Source organism: Cellulosimicrobium sp. BMG9.22, from assembly GCF_059159975.1.
This window is the reverse complement of the sequence record NZ_JBZGBY010000024.1, coordinates 51161-68529: the sequence shown is the minus strand read 5'-3', so window position 1 is coordinate 68529 and position 17369 is coordinate 51161. Positions and strand designations below refer to the sequence as shown.

Annotated in this window: 15 protein-coding genes; 11 read left to right on the top strand and 4 right to left on the bottom strand. The window is 71.3% G+C overall.

The window, feature by feature from the left end:
* Positions 1 to 252: 252 nt before the first annotated feature.
* The 3 genes from AC4H2H_RS15330 to xseA form a co-directional block, all read right to left on the bottom strand.
* Entirely contained in the window at positions 253 to 1284 is a 1032-nt protein-coding gene (locus AC4H2H_RS15330) for a carbohydrate kinase family protein (RefSeq protein WP_494371679.1), read from the bottom strand.
* Complete coding sequence (locus AC4H2H_RS15325; RefSeq protein ID WP_494371678.1) at positions 1281 to 1571, bottom strand: exodeoxyribonuclease VII small subunit; 291 nt, start codon at positions 1569 to 1571, stop codon at positions 1281 to 1283. The genes AC4H2H_RS15330 and AC4H2H_RS15325 overlap by 4 nt, the downstream gene beginning before the upstream one ends.
* An 82-nt stretch (positions 1572 to 1653) precedes the next feature.
* The gene (gene xseA / locus AC4H2H_RS15320; protein WP_494371677.1) at positions 1654 to 3003 is read right to left on the bottom strand and encodes an exodeoxyribonuclease VII large subunit; all 1350 of its coding nucleotides are present in this window, start codon (positions 3001 to 3003) and stop codon (positions 1654 to 1656) included.
* Between the two features lie 353 nt (positions 3004 to 3356).
* Between xseA and AC4H2H_RS15315 the strand changes: the two genes are divergently transcribed.
* On the top strand, positions 3357 to 4376 hold the full coding sequence (locus AC4H2H_RS15315; protein ID WP_494371681.1) for a 4-hydroxy-3-methylbut-2-enyl diphosphate reductase: 1020 nt from the start codon (positions 3357 to 3359) through the stop codon (positions 4374 to 4376).
* 46 nt (positions 4377 to 4422) lie between these two features.
* Here the strand turns inward: AC4H2H_RS15315 and AC4H2H_RS15310 are convergent, their stop codons facing one another.
* Entirely contained in the window at positions 4423 to 5928 is a 1506-nt protein-coding gene (locus AC4H2H_RS15310) for a DNA recombination protein RmuC (protein WP_494371676.1), read from the bottom strand.
* 114 nt (positions 5929 to 6042) lie between these two features.
* Between AC4H2H_RS15310 and AC4H2H_RS15305 the strand changes: the two genes are divergently transcribed.
* From AC4H2H_RS15305 to AC4H2H_RS15260, 10 genes are all read left to right on the top strand, one after another.
* Positions 6043 to 6867, top strand: a complete 825-nt coding sequence (locus AC4H2H_RS15305; RefSeq protein WP_494371675.1) for an ABC transporter ATP-binding protein — start codon at positions 6043 to 6045, stop codon at positions 6865 to 6867.
* Positions 6849 to 8435 (top strand): hypothetical protein, encoded by a 1587-nt coding sequence (locus tag AC4H2H_RS15300; RefSeq protein ID WP_494371674.1) that lies wholly within the window; start codon positions 6849 to 6851, stop codon positions 8433 to 8435. The genes AC4H2H_RS15305 and AC4H2H_RS15300 overlap by 19 nt, the downstream gene beginning before the upstream one ends.
* A gap of 19 nt (positions 8436 to 8454) precedes the next feature.
* Positions 8455 to 9540, top strand: a complete 1086-nt coding sequence (gene ychF, locus AC4H2H_RS15295) for a redox-regulated ATPase YchF (protein ID WP_494371673.1) — start codon at positions 8455 to 8457, stop codon at positions 9538 to 9540.
* Positions 9541 to 9573: 33 nt separating this feature from the next.
* Complete coding sequence (locus tag AC4H2H_RS15290; protein ID WP_494371672.1) at positions 9574 to 9855, top strand: type II toxin-antitoxin system RelE/ParE family toxin; 282 nt, start codon at positions 9574 to 9576, stop codon at positions 9853 to 9855.
* Complete coding sequence (locus AC4H2H_RS15285; protein ID WP_494371671.1) at positions 9842 to 10144, top strand: HigA family addiction module antitoxin; 303 nt, start codon at positions 9842 to 9844, stop codon at positions 10142 to 10144. The genes AC4H2H_RS15290 and AC4H2H_RS15285 overlap by 14 nt, the downstream gene beginning before the upstream one ends.
* A gap of 77 nt (positions 10145 to 10221) precedes the next feature.
* Positions 10222 to 10974 carry an alpha/beta fold hydrolase gene (locus tag AC4H2H_RS15280; protein ID WP_494371680.1) on the top strand — a complete coding sequence of 251 codons (753 nt, stop codon included), beginning with the start codon at positions 10222 to 10224 and terminating at the stop codon, positions 10972 to 10974.
* 120 nt (positions 10975 to 11094) lie between these two features.
* On the top strand, positions 11095 to 12270 hold the full coding sequence (locus AC4H2H_RS15275; RefSeq protein WP_494371670.1) for an NAD(P)/FAD-dependent oxidoreductase: 1176 nt from the start codon (positions 11095 to 11097) through the stop codon (positions 12268 to 12270).
* A 355-nt stretch (positions 12271 to 12625) separates the two neighbouring features.
* Positions 12626 to 14488, top strand: coding sequence for an ABC transporter family substrate-binding protein (locus AC4H2H_RS15270; RefSeq protein ID WP_494371669.1), 1863 nt, complete (start codon positions 12626 to 12628; stop codon positions 14486 to 14488).
* Positions 14489 to 14737: 249 nt separating this feature from the next.
* Positions 14738 to 16267 (top strand): ABC transporter permease, encoded by a 1530-nt coding sequence (locus AC4H2H_RS15265; RefSeq protein ID WP_494371668.1) that lies wholly within the window; start codon positions 14738 to 14740, stop codon positions 16265 to 16267.
* Positions 16264 to 17310, top strand: a complete 1047-nt coding sequence (locus AC4H2H_RS15260; protein WP_494371667.1) for an ABC transporter permease — start codon at positions 16264 to 16266, stop codon at positions 17308 to 17310. Before AC4H2H_RS15265 ends, AC4H2H_RS15260 begins: the two co-directional genes overlap by 4 nt.
* The last annotated feature ends 59 nt before the right edge of the window (positions 17311 to 17369 follow it).

The following is a 17369-nucleotide window of genomic DNA, read 5'->3' as shown; positions in this document are numbered from 1 at the left end:
CCTCTGCGGTCACGTCGCCCGGGTGGGTGGCCCGACGGCGGCCTCGCCCGCCTGGGTGGTTACGTCGCCGAGGTGGGTGGCCCGACGGCGGCCCCGCCCGCATTGGTGGTTACGTCGCCCGGGTGGGTGGCCCGACGGCGGCCCCGCCCGCCTTGGTGGTCACGTCGCCCGGGCGGTGGCCCGACGGCGCTCCCGCCCGCCTCAGAGGTCATGCCGCCCGGCTGCCCGGGCCCGGGACGTGCGTCGTGGCCGTCAGGCGGGGGCGAGCTCTGCGCGGCGCGGGGGGTTGGCGCCCGCGCGGGAGACGGTGATCGCGGCGACGGCGACGCAGCGTTCGACGAGGTTGGCGAGCGTCTCGGGGTCGATGGCGCGCAGGTCCTCGCGGCGGTCGGCGCCGAGGAGGTCGGCGTCCCAGAGGCCGTCGAGGAGGGCGCCCATGAACGAGTCGCCTGCGCCGACGGTGTCGACGACCGTGACGCGCGGCGCGACGACGCGCTGCTCGCCGCGGCTCGTCACCGCGACGGCGCCCTCGCCGCCGAGCGTCACGACGACGAGCGCCGGGCCGAGCGTGAGCCAGTCGCGCGCGACCGCGACCGGGTCCGCGCCCGGCACCAGCCAGGCGACGTCCTCGTCGCTCACCTTGACGACGTCGGAGAGCGCGACGAGCTCCTCGATCCGCTCGCGGGCGTCCGCCGGGTCGCCCATGAGGGCCGGGCGTGCGTTGGGGTCGTAGGTGATCGTCGCGGTCGCGCGCGCCGTGGCGACGAGGGCGCGGACGTCCGTCGCGCCGGGCTCGAGAACCGCCGCGATCGAGCCGGTGTGGACGGCGAGCGTCCGCGGGTCGGGTGCGGTGCCCGTCGGGACGCGCCACTCGAGGTCGAACTGGTACGTCGCCGCGCCCTGCGCGTCGAGGTGGGCCGTCGCGACGCTCGTCGAGCGGGCGCCCGTGCTCCCGGGGGCGAGTGTGACCGCGGACTCGTCGAGCCACGCGCGGATCGCGTCGCCGTGCGCGTCGTGGCCGATCCAGGTGGCGAGGCGCGCGTCGCGACCTAGCCTCCCGAGCGTCAGGGCGACGTTCGCGAGACTGCCACCGGGGTGCTCGTCGACTCTCCCGTCCGCGCGGTGCACGACGTCGATCAGCGCCTCCCCGACGACTAGCACGTGGCGGTCGCCGCGCGCCCGTCCGAGACGGTCGTCGGTGTGGCGTCGACCAGCGCCGGCCTGCGTGCCGTCGGTCGTGCCGGTCGAGTCTTCCGGGGTGCCGGGGGCGGGCGGGTTGCTCATCGGTCGTCTCCAGTGGGGTCGGGGTTCGTGGTCGCGGTGGCCTGCTCGCCGTGGGCGCGTGCGGCGTCGAGCCGCGTGCGCGCGCCGTCCAGCCACTCCTGGCAGCGCGCAGCGAGGGCCTCGCCGCGCTCCCAGAGCGCGAGCGACGCCTCGAGCGGCTCGCCGCCGGCCTCGAGCCGGGCGACGACCTGCACGAGCTCGTCGCGTGCCTGCTCGTAGGACAGCGCCGCGATGTCGGGCGGCGTGACAGCGTTGTCAGCAGAAGTCACGGCAGTATTCAACCCCATCTGGTCGTGGTGATGATGCGCGGTGTCCGCTCCACGGGACACCCGAGGCGTCGGGCTGGCGGCGGGTCGTGCGTCGTGGCGTTCATGGTTCCTCCGGGGACGAGCTCGGAGAGGCCGACGCGGAGCCGGGGCCACGTGCGGCGTCCACGGTCGCGTCGAGCTCGCCGTGCGCGAGCCGGAGGCGCACCGGGTCGCCCGCCGCGACGTCGTCTGGCGAGCGCACCACGTGCCCGTCCCCGCGCTGCACGACGGCGTACCCCCGCTCGAGCGTCGACGCCGGCGACAGCGCCCGCACCTGGGCCTCGAGCCGGCCGACCTCGCCGGACGCCCGCACGAGCCGCGTGTCCAGGGCCCGTCGAGCGCGGTCGCGCAGCGCGGCGACGCGCTCCTCGCGGTCGGTCAGCATGACCCCGGGGGACGCGAGCACGGGTCGCGAGCGGATCGCGTCGAGCCCCGCCTGCTCGCGCGCCACGTGCGCGGCGACCGCGGCGCGCAGGCGTTGACGCGACTGGCTCACCCGCGCTCGCTCCTCCGAGACGTCCGGGACGATGCGCTTGGCGGCGGCGGTCGGTGTCGAGGCGCGGTAGTCGGCCACGAGGTCGAGCAGCGGGCAGTCGGTCTCGTGCCCGATCGCGCTGACGAGCGGCGTGCGGCACGCCGCAGCCGCACGCACGAGCGTCTCGTTCGAGAACGGCAGCAGGTCCTCGACGGCGCCGCCACCGCGTGCGACGACGATCACCTCGACGTCCGGGCGCGCGTCCAGCTCGCGGATCGCGTCGCCCACCTGCTGCACGGCGTGCGCGCCCTGCACCGCGACCTCACGGATCTCGAACCGGACCTGCGGCCAGCGTGCGCGGGCGTTGACGACGACGTCGTGCTCGGCCTTCGACTCGCGCCCGCACACGAGCCCCACGACCTCGGGCAGGAACGGCAGGGGTCGCTTGCGGTCCGCGTCGAACAGACCTTCCGCGGCCAGCACGCGCTTGAGGTGCTCGATCCGGGCGAGCAGCTCGCCCACGCCCACCGGGCGGATCTCGCGCGCCTGGAGCTGGAGCGTGCCGCGTCGCGTCCAGAACACGGGCTTCGCGTGCACGACGACGTGCGCACCCTCCTCGACAGGCGCGCCGTCGAGCACGCGCACGGCGGCCGACACCGGCAGGGACATGTCCAGGTCGGTGTCGCGCAGCGTGAGGAACGCCGTCGACGTGCCGGGGCGGCGGTTCAGCTGCACGACCTGCCCCTCGACCCACACGGGGGCCATCCGGTCGACGTACTGCTCGATCTTGCGCGACAGGAGCCGCACGGGCCACGGGTGCTCGGCGCTCGTCTCGAGAGCGCGGGAAGGCAGCGGCCCCCGTACGACCTGACCGGAGTCGCCCCGCGGCGCGCCGGAGGGCGGTGCGTCGTCGGGCAGGGGGAGCGAGGCGGTCACGGGACCAGCCTGCCCCATGCCACCCACGGCCACCGATCGCGGCCCGACCTGTCAGCACGACGCCACGCCCGGGCACGTCCTGGTGCTGACAGGGTTCGACGCGACGGGACCTGTCAGCCTGCGGTGGCGCCCCGGTGCGACGGGGTGCTGACAGGTGTGGGCGAGGTCGCGCGTGGAGAGCGTGTGGAGCCCGCGCGGGGGGCGGGTGTCGAGGTGGCTGGTTCGGGGCGCACGAGGGCTCGTGACCGGCTTCGCAGCCGTCCGACGGCGGGCGCTCACCTAGACTGGCAGGCGTGAGTGCCCTCCCCGCAGCCCCGTCCGAGCGCCCGTCCGCCGACCGCTCCGTCGCGACCGTGGCCGACGCGCCCCGCAAGCGCGTCCTCCTCGCGGCGCCGCGAGGTTACTGCGCGGGCGTGGATCGTGCCGTGGTCGCCGTCGAGAAGGCGCTCGAGCACTACGGGGCCCCGGTCTACGTCCGCAAGGAGATCGTGCACAACAAGTACGTCGTCGAGACGCTGAGCGAGCGCGGTGCGGTGTTCGTGGACGAGACGGACGAGGTGCCCGAGGGCGCGCGCGTCGTGTTCTCCGCGCACGGCGTCTCGCCCGCGGTCAAGGCGGCAGCCGCGGCGCGCAACCTCGACACGATCGACGCGACGTGCCCGCTCGTGACCAAGGTGCACAAGGAGGCCGTGCGCTTCGCGAAGGACGACTACGACATCCTGCTCATCGGGCACACCGGCCACGAGGAGGTCGAGGGCACGGCGGGCGAGGCGCCCGACCACGTCCAGGTCGTCGACTCCCCGGACCACGTGGACGGCGTCGTGGTCCGCGACCCCGACAAGGTCGTGTGGATCTCGCAGACCACCCTGTCGGTCGACGAGACCATGGAGACCGTGCGTCGCCTGCGCGAGAAGTTCCCCACGCTGCAGGACCCGCCGAGCGACGACATCTGCTACGCGACGCAGAACCGCCAGGTCGCGGTGAAGAAGCTCGCGCCGGAGTGCGACGTCGTCATCGTCGTCGGGTCCGCGAACTCGTCGAACTCCGTGCGACTCGTCGAGGTGGCCCTGCTGGCCGGCGCACGGACGTCGTACCGCGTCGACCATGCCAAGGAGATCGACCCCGCGTGGCTCGACGGCGCGACGACGGTCGGCGTCACCTCCGGCGCCTCCGTGCCGGAGATCCTCGTCGACGACGTCCTCGCCTATCTCGCGGAGCGCGGGTTCGGGGACGTGGCCGAGGTCCGCACCGCGACCGAGGACCTCATGTTCTCCCTGCCGCGCGAGCTGCGCTCGGACCTCAAGGCGTCGGGGTCCGACGGCGGTCGTCTCGACCGCGGCGGGCGCACCTCGCTGTCGGTGCAGCCCGTCTGAGCGTCGGGCGGCCCGTCTTGTCGCGACCGCTCTGTCCCGCCCCGGGTCAGGCGCTCGCCTCGTCGGCCGCGGTGTCCGCGGCGCGGTCACGGTCGGCCGGGCGCTCGTCGATCGCGACGAACGCCTCGCTGACCGACGCGAGCAGCTCGGGTGCACTGATGGCGCTGAGCTGCGGGTTCACCGTCGCGGGCGTCGCGAGGTCCTCGTCGACGACGTGCAGGTCCGCGAACCGCCGTGCGCTCACCAGCACGCGCGTCTCGAGCGATCCCACCGTGCGGTTGTACGCGTCGGACGCGCTCTGGAGCTGACGGCCGAGCTTGGCCAGGTGCGTGCCCATGACGGCGAGGCGCCCGTGGAGCTCCTTGCCGAGCGAGAGCACCTGCTGGGCGTTCGTCGCGAGCGCGTCCTGGCGCCAGGCGTACGCGATCGTGCGGAGCATGGCGACCATCGTCATGGGCGTCGCGATGACGACGTTCCGCGCGACCGCGTGCTCGAGGAGCGACGGGTCCTGCTCGACCGCGGCCGACAGGAACGACTCGGCGGGGACGAACATCACGACGAACTCCGGTGCCGGGGCGAACTGGTCCCAGTAGCGCTTCGCGCCCAGGTCGTCCACGTGCTTGCGCATGTGCCGCGCGTGGGCGGCGAGCCGGTCGGCGCGCACGGCCGGGTCCGTCGCGCCGTGGGCGTCGAGGTATCCGAGGAACGCGACCTTGGCGTCGACGACCACCTGCTTGCCACCCGCGAGCTTGACGACCATGTCCGGCCGCAGCGCGCCGTCGTCGGTCGCCACCTGGTCCTGCTCGACGAAGTCGACGTGGGGGAGCATGCCCGAGGCCTCGACGACGCGCCGCAGCTGGAGCTCGCCCCACGCGCCCCGCACCTGCGACGACCGCAGCGCCGTGACGAGCTGCGACGTCTCGACGCGCAGCAGGTCCGACGCGTCGCGCACGCCGCGCACCTGCTCGGCGAGGCTCCCGTGCGCGGCGAGACGGGCTCGCTCTGCCTCCGCCACCTCGGCGCGGACCTTCTCGAGCGCGCCGGCGAGCGGCTCCACGAGGTGGCGCACCGCCTCCTCGCGCTTCGCGAGCTCGGCAGCACCGACCTCCTGGCTGCGCCGCAGCCGCTCCTCCGCCTGGACGAGGAACTGCTCCGTGCCCGCGGCGAGCACCTTGCTCGAGAGCGCCTCGAACTGCGCCTCGAGCTGCCGCTGGTCGCCCTGGATCTCGGCGACCCGGCGCGCGGACGACTCGCGGAGCTCCGCGAGCTGCTGCTCGTACGACGCGCGCGCGAGGTCGAGACGCTCGTCCGCGCTGCGCTGCGCCGCGTCGAGCTCGCGGACGAACCCGGCGCGCTCGGCGTCGAGCCGCTCCGCGAGGCCCGCCGCCCGCGCGGCGTCCTGCTGCGTCTGGCCGAGGAGCGCGGTGAGACGGTCCACCTCGGCGGTGGCGGCGTCGGGCGACGCGCGGCGCACCGCGAGCACGAGCACGACGCCCCCGACGAGACCCAGCACGAGGCCGACGGCGAAGAGCGACCATCCCGACATGTCCATGTCCGCACCTTCCCACGGGGCACCGACAGGACCGGGGAGACACGGCCGGTCCGACCGGACACCCCGTGACAAAGCGCACCCCGCGGCGTCGGAGACCTCCGCTACGTTTGCTCCATGGTCGAACCCACGTACGAGCCGCCCACGGCACCGGAGCCGGTGTCGGCGGCGCACCCCGCGCCCGACCCGACCGCCGCGCTCTCGCTGCGCGGTCTGTGGAAGCGCTTCGGCGAGAAGATCGCCGTCGCCGGCATCGACCTCGACGTGCCGTCGGGCTCGTTCTACGGGCTCGTCGGCCCGAACGGCGCCGGCAAGACGACCACGCTGTCCATGGGAACGGGTCTGCTGCGCCCCGACGCGGGCACCGCGCACGTGCACGGGACGGACCTGTGGGCCGACCCGGCGGCGGGCAAGCGACAGCTCGGCGTCCTGCCCGACGGCGTGCGCCTCTTCGACCGCCTCACCGGCGCGCAGCTCATCACGTACGCGGGCCTCCTCCGGGGCATGGACCGCGACACCGTCGCCGAGCGCACGACCGAGCTGCTCGCCGCCCTCGACCTGGCGGACGACGCGAACACGTTCGTCGTCGACTACTCCGCGGGCATGACGAAGAAGATCGCGCTCGCGACCGCCCTGATCCACGCGCCGCGCACGCTCGTGCTCGACGAGCCGTTCGAAGCCGTCGACCCGGTCTCCGCGGCGAACATCCGCGACATCCTGTCCGGGTACGTCGCGAGCGGCGGCACCGTGGTCGTGTCCTCGCACGTCATGGACCTCGTCCAGCGCATGTGCGACCACGTCGCCGTCGTGGCGGGCGGCCACGTCCTCGCCACAGGAACCATCGACGAGGTGCGCGGCGACCAGAGCCTCGAGGACCGCTTCGTCGATCTCGTCGGCGGCCGCCAGAGCACGGAGGGTCTCGCGTGGTTGCGCAGTTCGTAAGGCTCAAGCTGACCCTGATGGGCAACGCGTTCCGGCGGAGCATGTGGCAGACGATCGGCTTCGTCCTCGGCTCCCTGTACGGCCTGTTCGTCGTCGGGATGATCGTCGTCGGCATGGTCCTGCTCGGCACGAACGAGCCGGGTCTCGCGGGCTCGCTCATGGTGCTCGGCGGGGCGCTGGCGGTCCTCGGGTGGTGGGTGATCCCGCTCTTCGCGTTCGGCGTCGACGCGACGCTCGACCCCCAGCGCTTCGTGCTGTTCGGCATCCCGCAGCGCCGGCTGCTCGCCGGGCTCGCCGTCGCGGGCGTGGTCTCCATCCCCGGCATCGCCACGGCGCTCGCGGCGCTCGGCGTCTCCTTCGCGTGGTGGCGCACCCCGCTCGCCCTGCTCGCCGCGCTCGTCGGCGCGGTGCTCGCGGTCGCGCTGTGCGTCGTCGGCTCGCGCGCCACGACGACGGCGCTCGCGCCGCTCCTCGAGTCGCGGCGCTACCGCGAGGTCGTGACGATCGCCGCGTTCGTCCCGCTCGTGCTCGTCGGGCCGGCCTTCGGCTGGGCCGCGTCGCAGCTCGACGACGGTCCCGTCGACGGCGCGGCGGTGCAGGGCCTGCTCGCCCGGCTCGCCGACGTCGTCGCGTGGACGCCGTTCGGTGCCCCGTGGGGCCTCGGCCCCGCCGTGCACGACGGCGCGTGGGGCCTGGCGTTCGCACGCCTCGTCGTCGCGCTGGTCTCCCTCGCCGTCGTCTGGGTCGTGTGGGACCGCTCGCTCGCGCGTGCCCTCGTGAACCCGCCGACGTCCGGTGCCGGCGGCCGCGCCAAGGGGCTCGGCCTGTTCTCGCGCTTCCCGGCGACCCCGACCGGAGCGGTCGCGGCCCGGGCCGCGACGTACTGGCTGCGCGACCCGCGCTACTCCGGGTCGATCGCCGTCATCCCGCTCATCCCCGTGGTGCTCCTCGTCGCGGGCGGCGGCTCGGGAACGGACATCTTCCTGATCCTCGCCCCGCTCGCCGCGTGGATCCTCGGGTTCTCGATCTCGGCGGACATCGCCTACGACCACACGGCGTTCGCGCTCCACGTGTCGACCGGCGTGCCGGGCCGTGCGGACCGGTGGGGCCGGGCGATCCCCGTGCTGGCGGCCGGCGGCGTCGTGTCGTTCGCGTTCGCGCTCGTCTCGGTCGCCGTCGTCGGACGGTGGGACGTCCTGCCGGCCCTCCTCGGGCTGACGGCAGGCACGCTCCTCGTCTCGACCGGGGTGTCGAGCGCGACGTCGGCGCGGCTCCTGTACCCCGTGCCGAAGCCGGGCGACAGCCCCTTCAAGCAGCCCCAGGGCGCAGCGATGGCGACCCTCGTCGCCCAGACCGTCGCGATGGCCGTCGTCCTCGTGCTGTCCCTGCCGTTCCTCGTCCCCGGGGTGATCGCGATCCTCGCCGGCAACGGCGTGCTCGGCTGGGTGACGCTGGTGGTCGGGCCGGTCGTCGGCGCCGTGGCGCTCCTGCTCGGCGTGCGCTGGGGTGCGCGGATCTACGACCGCCGCACCCCGGAGCTGCTGCAGCAGGTCCTGTCGTACGCGTGACGCCGTAGACTCGGCCGACGTGGCTCTCACTATCGGCATCGTCGGCCTGCCCAACGTCGGCAAGTCCACCCTCTTCAACGCCCTGACGCGCAACCAGGTCCTCGCGGCGAACTACCCGTTCGCGACGATCGACCCGAACGTCGGAGTCGTCTCGCTCCCGGACTCGCGGCTCGACAAGCTGGCGGAGATCTTCGGCAGCCAGCGCGTCCTGCCGGCGACGGTGTCGTTCGTCGACATCGCCGGCATCGTCAAGGGCGCGAGCGAGGGGGAGGGGCTCGGCAACAAGTTCCTCGCCAACATCCGCGAGGCCGACGCCATCTGCCAGGTGACGCGCGCGTTCTCCGACCCCGACGTCGTCCGCGTCGAGGGCTCGACGGACGCCGAGGGCGACATCGAGACCATCAGCACCGAGCTGATCCTCGCCGACCTCCAGACGCTCGAGAAGACGCTGCCGCGCCTCGAGAAGGAGGTCAGGATCAAGAAGGGCGACGCCGCGCTGCTCGAGGCCGCCACGAAGGCGCAGACGCTCCTCGAGGCGGGCGTGACCCTCTTCCAGGGGGCCGCGGGCGCCGGGCTGGACCTCGCCGACGTCGCGAGCCTCCAGCTCCTTACCGCCAAGCCCTTCATCTACGTCTTCAACACGGACGACGACGGCCTCGCCGACGACGCGATGCAGGAGCGGCTGCGCGCGCTCGTCGCGCCCGCACAGGCGATCTTCCTCGACGCCAAGTTCGAGTCGGAGCTCGTCGAGCTCGAGCCCGACGAGGCGAAGGAGATGCTCGAGGAGTCGGGCCAGACCGAGGCGGGGCTCGACCAGCTCGCCCGGGTCGGGTTCGAGACGCTCGGTCTGCAGACCTACCTCACGGCCGGCCCGAAGGAGGCCCGCGCGTGGACCATCCACCAGGGCTGGACCGCGCCGCAGGCGGCCGGGGTCATCCACACGGACTTCGAGCGCGGCTTCATCAAGGCCGAGATCGTGTCGTTCTCCGACCTCGTCGAGACCGGTTCCGTCGCCGCGGCCCGCGCCGCCGGCAAGGCCCGTATCGAGGGCAAGGACTACGCCATGGTCGACGGCGACGTGGTGGAGTTCCGTTTTAACGTCTAGCGTTATTGACGCTGTGCGTTATACGCTGGTCGCGTGATCAGATCGTTCGGCGACAGAGACACCGAACGGCTGTGGCGTCGTGAACGCGTGCCCTCGATCGATCCTCGGATCCATCGAGTCGCGCTGCGCAAGCTTCGTCAGGTGGGATCCGCGGAGTCGCTCGAGGACCTCCGCGTGCCGCCAGGTAACAGGCTCGAGGCGCTGAAGGGCGAACGAGTCGGGCAGCACAGCATCAGGATCAACGACCAGTGGCGGATCTGCTTCGTGTGGACCGACGCCGGTCCCGAGGAGGTGGAGATCGTTGACTACCACTGACAAGATCGCGCCGATCCACCCCGGCGAGGTGCTCATGGAGGACTTCATCGAGGGCCTCGGCATCACGCAGAACAAGCTTGCCGTGTCGATCGGGGTGCCGCCGCGTCGGATCAACGAGATCGTGCACGGCAATCGCGCGATCACGGCCGACACGGCGCTTCGGCTCGGCAAGTACTTCGGCACGTCCGCGCAGTTCTGGCTCAACCTGCAGACGCACTACGACCTGGATCTGGCAGAGGATCGTGTGGCGGAGCAGATCGACGCGATCGCACCGCTGCAGACGGCATGACAGACGAGCCCTCCTTGCGGGTCGCCAAGGGCTCGGTCTCGGTCGCGGTCACCGATTGAGGGGGTGACGGGCCGCCACTGCTCCTCCTTCACGGGCTCGCGGGGAGCTCGCGTGAGTTGCTGCCCACGGCCGACGCGCTCAGGGATTCCTTCCGGGTCCTCCTGATGGACCAGCGGGGCCACGGTGGGAGCACTCGGCGTCCGACCGATCTGTCTCGTGAGGCGTTCGTGGGTGACGTCGTTGCCGTCCTGGAGGAACTTCTGCCGGGTCAGCGCTGCACGCTCGTCGGACAGTCAATGGGCGCGCACACCGCCTTCCTCACGGCAGCAGCACGTCCGGACCTCGTCGAGCGTCTGGTGATGCTCGAGGGTCATGTCGCGGGAGGCGGCGACCCGGACGATGCGGCAGGGCTCGGTCGGTTCTTCGCATCCTGGCCGACACCCTTCGCCGACGAGGCTGCGGCCAGGGCGTACCTCGGCAGGGACGCGATCGTGGACGCCTGGGTCGACGATCTCGAGGTCGCGCACGACGGGCTCCGCCCGCGTTTCGACGCCGACGTCATGGAGCATGCGATCGAGGCCGTCCGCGTGCCGCGGTGGACCGAGTGGGAGTCGCTCGAGGTGCCGACCCTCGCCGTCTTCGCCCTGGGCGGGATGTTTCCGGCGACGGATCGGGACGAGCTGATTCGTCGTCGTCCGGCCACCGGTCGGGTCGACTTCGTCGGTGGGAGCCACGACGCGCACCTCGATGCGTTCAACGAGTGGGTCGGAGTGCTTCGCGAGTGGCTGACAGGCGACGCGCCCAGGGATACTTCACTCGACGTGCGCTGAGGTTGCTCTGTACCGAAACGCGGTGGAGTTCCGGTTCAACGTCTGACCCAGGCCCCGCAGGATCGAACGCGTCTCGCGGGCGGCGGTCCGTCTCCGTCGCGCGGCAGGCAGAGGAGTGGAGTGGGAACCGTGAAGCGCAAGGTCGTCGTCGTCGGCGCGGGGATCGTGGGCATCTCCGCAGCACACGTCCTGGCGACCCGTGGTGCGGACGTCGTCGTGCTCGAACGCGATGGACAGGATCCGCGCGGTTCGACGGCCCTTGCACCCGGATTCGTCGGCCTCTACAACGACGCTCCTGTCCTGACGGAGCTGGCACGGGAATCCGCCGCGCTGTACGACATCGCGGGCACCGGCTTCCGCCGCTCTGCCGGTCTGGAGCTGGCGACGTCGGAGGCCGGAGCCGCCGAGGTCGAGCGTCGTGTCGGGGCCGCCCGCTCTGCCGGGCTGCACGCGGAGCTGGTGCCGGCGACAGGCCTCGCGAGCACGGTGACCACCTTCGTCGACACCGGACAGGTGCGCGCGGCAGGGTACTTCCACGAGGACGCGTCGGCCGACGTGCGCGTCGTGGGGACCGCCCTGCGGGCAGAGGCCGTCGCTCGCGGTGCGAGGTTCGTGGCCGACCAGGAGGTCGTCGCGGTCGAGCGGCAGGGCGCGGCGATCCTCGTCGTCACCGCGGCGGGTGACCGCTCTCGTGTCGACGACGTGATCCTCGCCGGGGGCGTGTGGGGATCGGGGCTGACAGCTCTCACGGGCCTCGACCTCCCGCTGTTCCCTGTCGCGCACCCCTACGTCTACGGCCGCCCGGCCGCGACGTGGAGCCCGGGACCGTTCGTGCGATGGCCCGAGCGCCACGTCTACGCCCGGGTCCACGGAGACCTGCTGGGCATCGGCACCTACGACCACCGTCCGGTACCCGTCGACCACGACGAGCTCGCAGCCGGGGCGGGGCTGGAATGGTCGGCGGAGCTCGATCCCGCGCTCGACACCGCTCAGGCACTCCTTCGCCCGGAAGCCAGGTTCACGCCGGCGCGCCGGGTCAACGGAGCCTTCGCGATGACCCCGGACAACCTCCCGTTCCTGGGCAGGCACCCGTTCGCGGAGGGCGTGTGGATCGCCCAGGCGATCTGGTTCACCCACGCCGCAGGCGCGACCAAGATGCTCGCACGAGCCATCCTCGACGGGCGGGACCTCCCCGCAGCGCTCGACCCGGCTCGGTTCGCCGGTGCGGACGCTGCGGTGGTCCGGGACCGTGCTCTGCGCCTGTATCGGGACATCTACGCCAACGACGCCGGGTAGCTCTTGGTCGTGCGGTCCGGTGGTGCCTGAGACGCAGGTCACAGCGCTGCGCGCCCGTCGCATCGTGAGACGGGGCGAGCGTCGCGGCGTCGCGGCACGGAGGTTTCGCCGCTGTTTCCGGGGAACGACGGGCGGGAAACGGCGCCGTACCGGCCAGTATCAACTCGGTAACGATCGCCCGTCGCAACCGGGCAAGGGGGAGATCCTTCGCAACTTGGTCTGTAGCGTGGCCTCAAACCGTGGTGGGCTTGCCCGTCCACGCGCGCCGACGTCGTCAGAGCGCGCGGGCGGCGGGGCGACCGGGGGGCTAACGACGCTCTCTCGGACGCGCTCACCATCCCTTGGAGGAGGAACATTGAAGATCAGGCGCACCAGTGCCGCCCTCGCCGTGACGGTCACGGGGGCACTGCTGTTCTCCGCGTGCAGCGGCACGTCGGGTGACGGCGAGACCGAGACGAGCGACTCGGGCATCAACAACGAGTCCGCCGTCACCGTCGCGTGGGAGGCCCCCCTCAACGAGCTCAACCTGAGCTCCACGAACGGCAACGCGACGCAGAACGCGATCATCAACTACATGCTCAACTCGGGCTTCAACTACTACGACGCCGACCTGAACGTCGTCAAGGACGAGTCGTTCGGCACGTACGAGAAGGTCTCGGACGACCCGCTGACCATCAAGTACACGTTCGGCGAGGACACCAAGTGGTCCGACGGCACGCCCGTCGACGCGACGGAGATCCTGCTCGACTGGGCCGGCCAGTCCGGCAAGTTCAACACGGTCGAGGCGGAGCTGGACGAGGAGGGCAAGGTCCTCAACCAGGAGGCGCTGGACGCCGGCGTCTTCTTCGACGGTTCGGACCCGGGCATCGCCCTCATCTCGGAGAACCCCGAGATCTCCGAGGACAACAAGTCGATCACCGTCGTCTACGACAAGCCGTTCGGTGACTGGGAGCTGAGCTGGACCAACGAGTTCGTCCCGGCGCACGTCGTCGGCCAGAACGCGCTCGGCATCGAGGACCCGGAGGAGGCCAAGGCGGCCGTCCGCGACGCGATCCTCAACAACGACACCGCGGCGCTGTCGAAGATCTCGCAGTTCTGGAACAAGGGCTTCGAGTTCACGACGCTGCCCGAGGACCCGGCGCTCTACGTCTCGAACGGTGCCTACACCCTCGAGGAGTACGAGGAGAACCAGTACCTCACCCTCAAGGCGAACCCCGACTACCAGGGCACCAACAAGCCCTCCGTCGAGACCGTCACGGTCCGCTACATCGAGGACCCGATGGCTCAGGTCACGGCGCTGCAGAACGGTGAGGTCGACCTCATCGGCCCGCAGGCGTCCGCCGACGTCCGCACCGCGCTCGAGGCGCTCGACGGCGTCGAGACCCACGCGGGCATCGAGGGCACGTACGAGCACGTCGACCTGGTCTTCCAGAACGGCGGTCCGTTCGACCCGGCGAAGTACGGTGGCGACGCGGAGAAGGCCAAGGCCGTGCGCCAGGCGTTCCTCCTGACGATCCCGCGCCAGACGATCGTCGACAACCTCATCAAGCCGCTCAACCCGGACGCCGAGGTGCGCAACTCGAACATCCTCCTCCCGGGCTCGCCGAACTACGACCAGATGGTCGCGGAGAACGGCTCGGACTTCTACGACCCCTCGAAGCCGGAAGAGAACATCGAGAAGGCGAAGCAGCTCCTCGCCGACGCGGGCGTCCAGCTTCCGGTCGAGGTGCGCTTCGCGTACAACAACGAGAACACGCGCCGCGCGAACCAGCTCGCGCTCATCACGGACACGGCTACGCAGGCCGGCTTCCAGATCGTCGACACGGGCCGTCCGGCCACCGAGTGGGGCACTCTCCTCGGGACCGGCCAGGACCAGTACGACGCGTCGCTGTTCGGCTGGCAGTCCACCTCGACCGCCGTCACCGAGTCGGACGCGAACTTCCGCTGGTCGCCGAACCCGGGCGTGAACAACTACGGCAAGTACAACAACCCCGCCGTGGACGCCGCGCTGGACAAGCTCCAGGTCGCCACCGACCCGGAGGAGCAGTTCCAGCTCCAGCTCGAGGTCGAGAAGAACCTCTGGGCGGACGGCTTCGGCGTGACGATCTTCCAGTTCCCCGCCATCCAGGGCTGGGACGAGAACCTGAAGGGCGTCGAGTCGATCACCATCAGCCCGACCATCTTCCACGGGTTCTGGAACTGGACGTTCGAGGGCTGAGCGCCCTGACCGCCTGATACGTCCCGACGCCGTCCTGCGACGGCGTCGGGACGCATCGGGAAGCGTGAGACCGGGGGTCCCTGGGCGGCTCGTCCGCCCCGGGACCCCCGGTCCTCGCATGCCGAAGCCCCTGACGTCTCCCCACGACAGGTCCTGAGACCGTCGATTCACGACCACGCGAGACCCACGCGTAGAATCGACCGGCCCCCGACCCGGGGTCCCTAATCGACCAGCGAGGTAAGACCTCCGATGTTCTCCTTCATCTCGCGGCGTGTGCTCGCAGGGTTGGCGACCCTCCTCGTGTCCACGTTCGCGATGTTCCTCCTTGTCAGCGCCGCGATCCGGCCCTACATCTTCATGGACCTCGAGGGCAGCACCGCTACCAACAAGCAGCAGCAGATCGATCAGCGCACGATCGACCTCGACCTGAACACCCACGTCGTCATCCGCTACTTCAAGTGGCTCGGCGACTTCGTGCAGGGTGACCTCGGCGAGGCGTGGCGCAGTGGCCAGCAGGTCACGACCCTGCTCCAGGGCGCGATCATCTCGACCATCCAGCTCGTCGCCGCAGCAACGGTGCTCGCGGTGATCTTCGGCGTCATGGTCGGTATCGTCAGCGCGCTGCGCCAGTACAGCACCTTCGACTACCTGACGATCTTCGTCTCGTTCGTGCTCTACTCGCTGCCGGCCTTCTGGGTCGCCGTCCTGCTCAAGCAGTGGGGCGCGATCGGCTTCAACGACTTCCTGCGGGACCCGAATCTCTCGATCCTCGCGATCGCCGTCGTCGGCCTCGTCATGGGGCTCCTCTGGTCCCTCGCGTTCGGCGGGACCGCAAGGCGCCGGCTCACCGTGTTCGGCATGGGCTTCGCCGCGAGCGCCCTCGCGCTGCTCTATCTCCAGATCTCCGGCTGGTGGGAGGAGCCGAACCTCGGTCCGGTCATCATCGTCGTCACGGGCGGCGCTCTCGCCTTCGCGATCACCGCGCTCGTCTCCGGTCTGAAGAACCGCCGCGCGCTCTACGCGTCGCTCACCGCGGTCGTCGTCGGCGTCGTCGTCTACTTCCCGATCCAGTCGGTGCTCGACCAGGTCGACAACTGGTGGTTCGTGCTCGGGCTCGCCGTCGTCACCGTCGCCGTCGGCGTCGCGATCGGGTTCGCCTGGGGCGGCCCGGACCGGGGAGTCTCGGCCCGCGCCGCCGCCATCACCGCGTTCCTCGTCGGCTCGATGATCTTCGTCGACAAGGTCATGCAGATCTGGCCGGACTACTTCGGGGCGACCGCCATCAACGGGCGGCCGATCCCGACGATCGGCAACAGCACGCCGAACCTCGGCGGCAACTTCTGGGTGCAGACGCTCGACCAGTACACCCACCTGCTGCTGCCGACCCTCGCGCTCGTGCTCATCCAGTTCGCGGGGTACACGCGCTACTCGCGCTCCAGCATGCTCGAGGTGATGAGCCAGGACTACATCCGCACCGCCCGGGCCAAGGGTCTTCCGGAGCGGACCGTCGTCATGCGGCACGGGTTCCGCAACACGCTGATCCCCCTTGCGACGATCGTCCCGATCGACGTCATCACGCTGCTGGGCGGCGCGATCATCACGGAGCAGGTCTTCGCCCGCCCGGGCATGGGGCTGCTCTTCCTGAGATCTCTCAGGGGCGGCGAGATCGACCCGGTCATGGCCTACCTCGTCATCGTCGCGGCCCTCGCCATCATCGCCAACATCGTGGCTGACCTCATCTACGCAGCCCTCGACCCGCGGATCCGGGTGAACGCATGAGCAACACACCGAACGACACGCCGCAGGCCGGCGCGGTCGAGAACCAGATCGAGCTGCTCGAGGTCGAGGGCCTGTCGCAGAGCCAGATCGTCCGTCGACGCTTCTTCCACCACAAGGGCGCGGTCGTCGCGCTGGTGTTCCTGGTGGGGATCGTCCTGCTCGCCATCACGTCCATCGGCATCGGCGGGTGGCACGGCTGGTACGAGTACAAGGCGTCCGGCCAGGGCTCCACGTACCCGCTCGTCAACGCCGGCCGTCCTTCGCCCGAGCACATCTTCGGTCAGGACGAGGCAGGGCGTGACGTCTTCGCGCGCGTCATGAAGGGCACGCAGACGTCGCTCCTCGTCGTGCTCGCCGTGGGAGTCATCTCGACGCTCATGGGCGTGCTCGTCGGATCGCTCTCGGGGTACTTCCGCGGCGCGGCCGACTCGTGGCTCATGCGGTTCACCGACCTCGTCATCACGATGCCCGTCATCGTCATCGGCGCGGTCCTCGCGCTGCTGTCCGGCGGGAGCAACGCCCTGATCCTCGGCGGCTTCCTCGGGCTCGTCCTCTGGCCGCCGCTCGCGCGACTCGTGCGCGGCGAGTTCCTCAGCCTGCGGGAGCGGGAGTTCGTCGACGCCGCCCGCGTCGCCGGGGCGAGCAGCTCGCGGATCATCTTCAAGCACATGCTGCCGAACGCCGTCGGCGTGATCATCGTCAACGTGACGCTGCTCATGAGCGCCGCGATCCTGCTCGAGACGGCGCTGAGCTACCTCGGCGTGGGGATCCAGGCTCCGGCGACCTCGCTCGGCAAGCTCATCAGCGACTACCAGGAGGCGTTCGCGACGCGTCCGTGGCTGTTCTGGTGGCCGGGCCTGTTCATCGTCGCGATCGCGCTGTGCGTCAACTTCATCGGCGACGGCCTGCGCGACGCGTTCGACCCGCGGCAGAAGCGCATCCCCTCGGAGCGCAAGATGGCCCGGGCGAAGCGGGTCGCGCGCCCGACCGCCACGGTCGTGGCGGACGCTCCCGGCTCGGCCGACGGGCCCGGGGCCCGCTGATGATCGCGCACGACGTCGCCCGTCCGAGGGGTCCGCGACCCCTCGGACGGGGCGGCGCC

What these genes read in the sequence shown, in the direction of transcription:
- AC4H2H_RS15330 (WP_494371679.1), bottom strand. Translation starts at nt 1,284, where the DNA reads ATGAGCAACCCGCCCGCCCCCGGCACCCCGGAAGACTCGACCGGCACG.
- AC4H2H_RS15325 (WP_494371678.1), bottom strand. Translation starts at nt 1,571, where the DNA reads ATGGGGTTGAATACTGCCGTGACTTCTGCTGACAACGCTGTCACGCCG.
- AC4H2H_RS15310 (WP_494371676.1), bottom strand. Translation starts at nt 5,928, where the DNA reads ATGGACATGTCGGGATGGTCGCTCTTCGCCGTCGGCCTCGTGCTGGGT.
- AC4H2H_RS15305 (WP_494371675.1), top strand. Translation starts at nt 6,043, where the DNA reads ATGGTCGAACCCACGTACGAGCCGCCCACGGCACCGGAGCCGGTGTCG.
- AC4H2H_RS15265 (WP_494371668.1), top strand. Translation starts at nt 14,738, where the DNA reads ATGTTCTCCTTCATCTCGCGGCGTGTGCTCGCAGGGTTGGCGACCCTC.
- AC4H2H_RS15260 (WP_494371667.1), top strand. Translation starts at nt 16,264, where the DNA reads ATGAGCAACACACCGAACGACACGCCGCAGGCCGGCGCGGTCGAGAAC.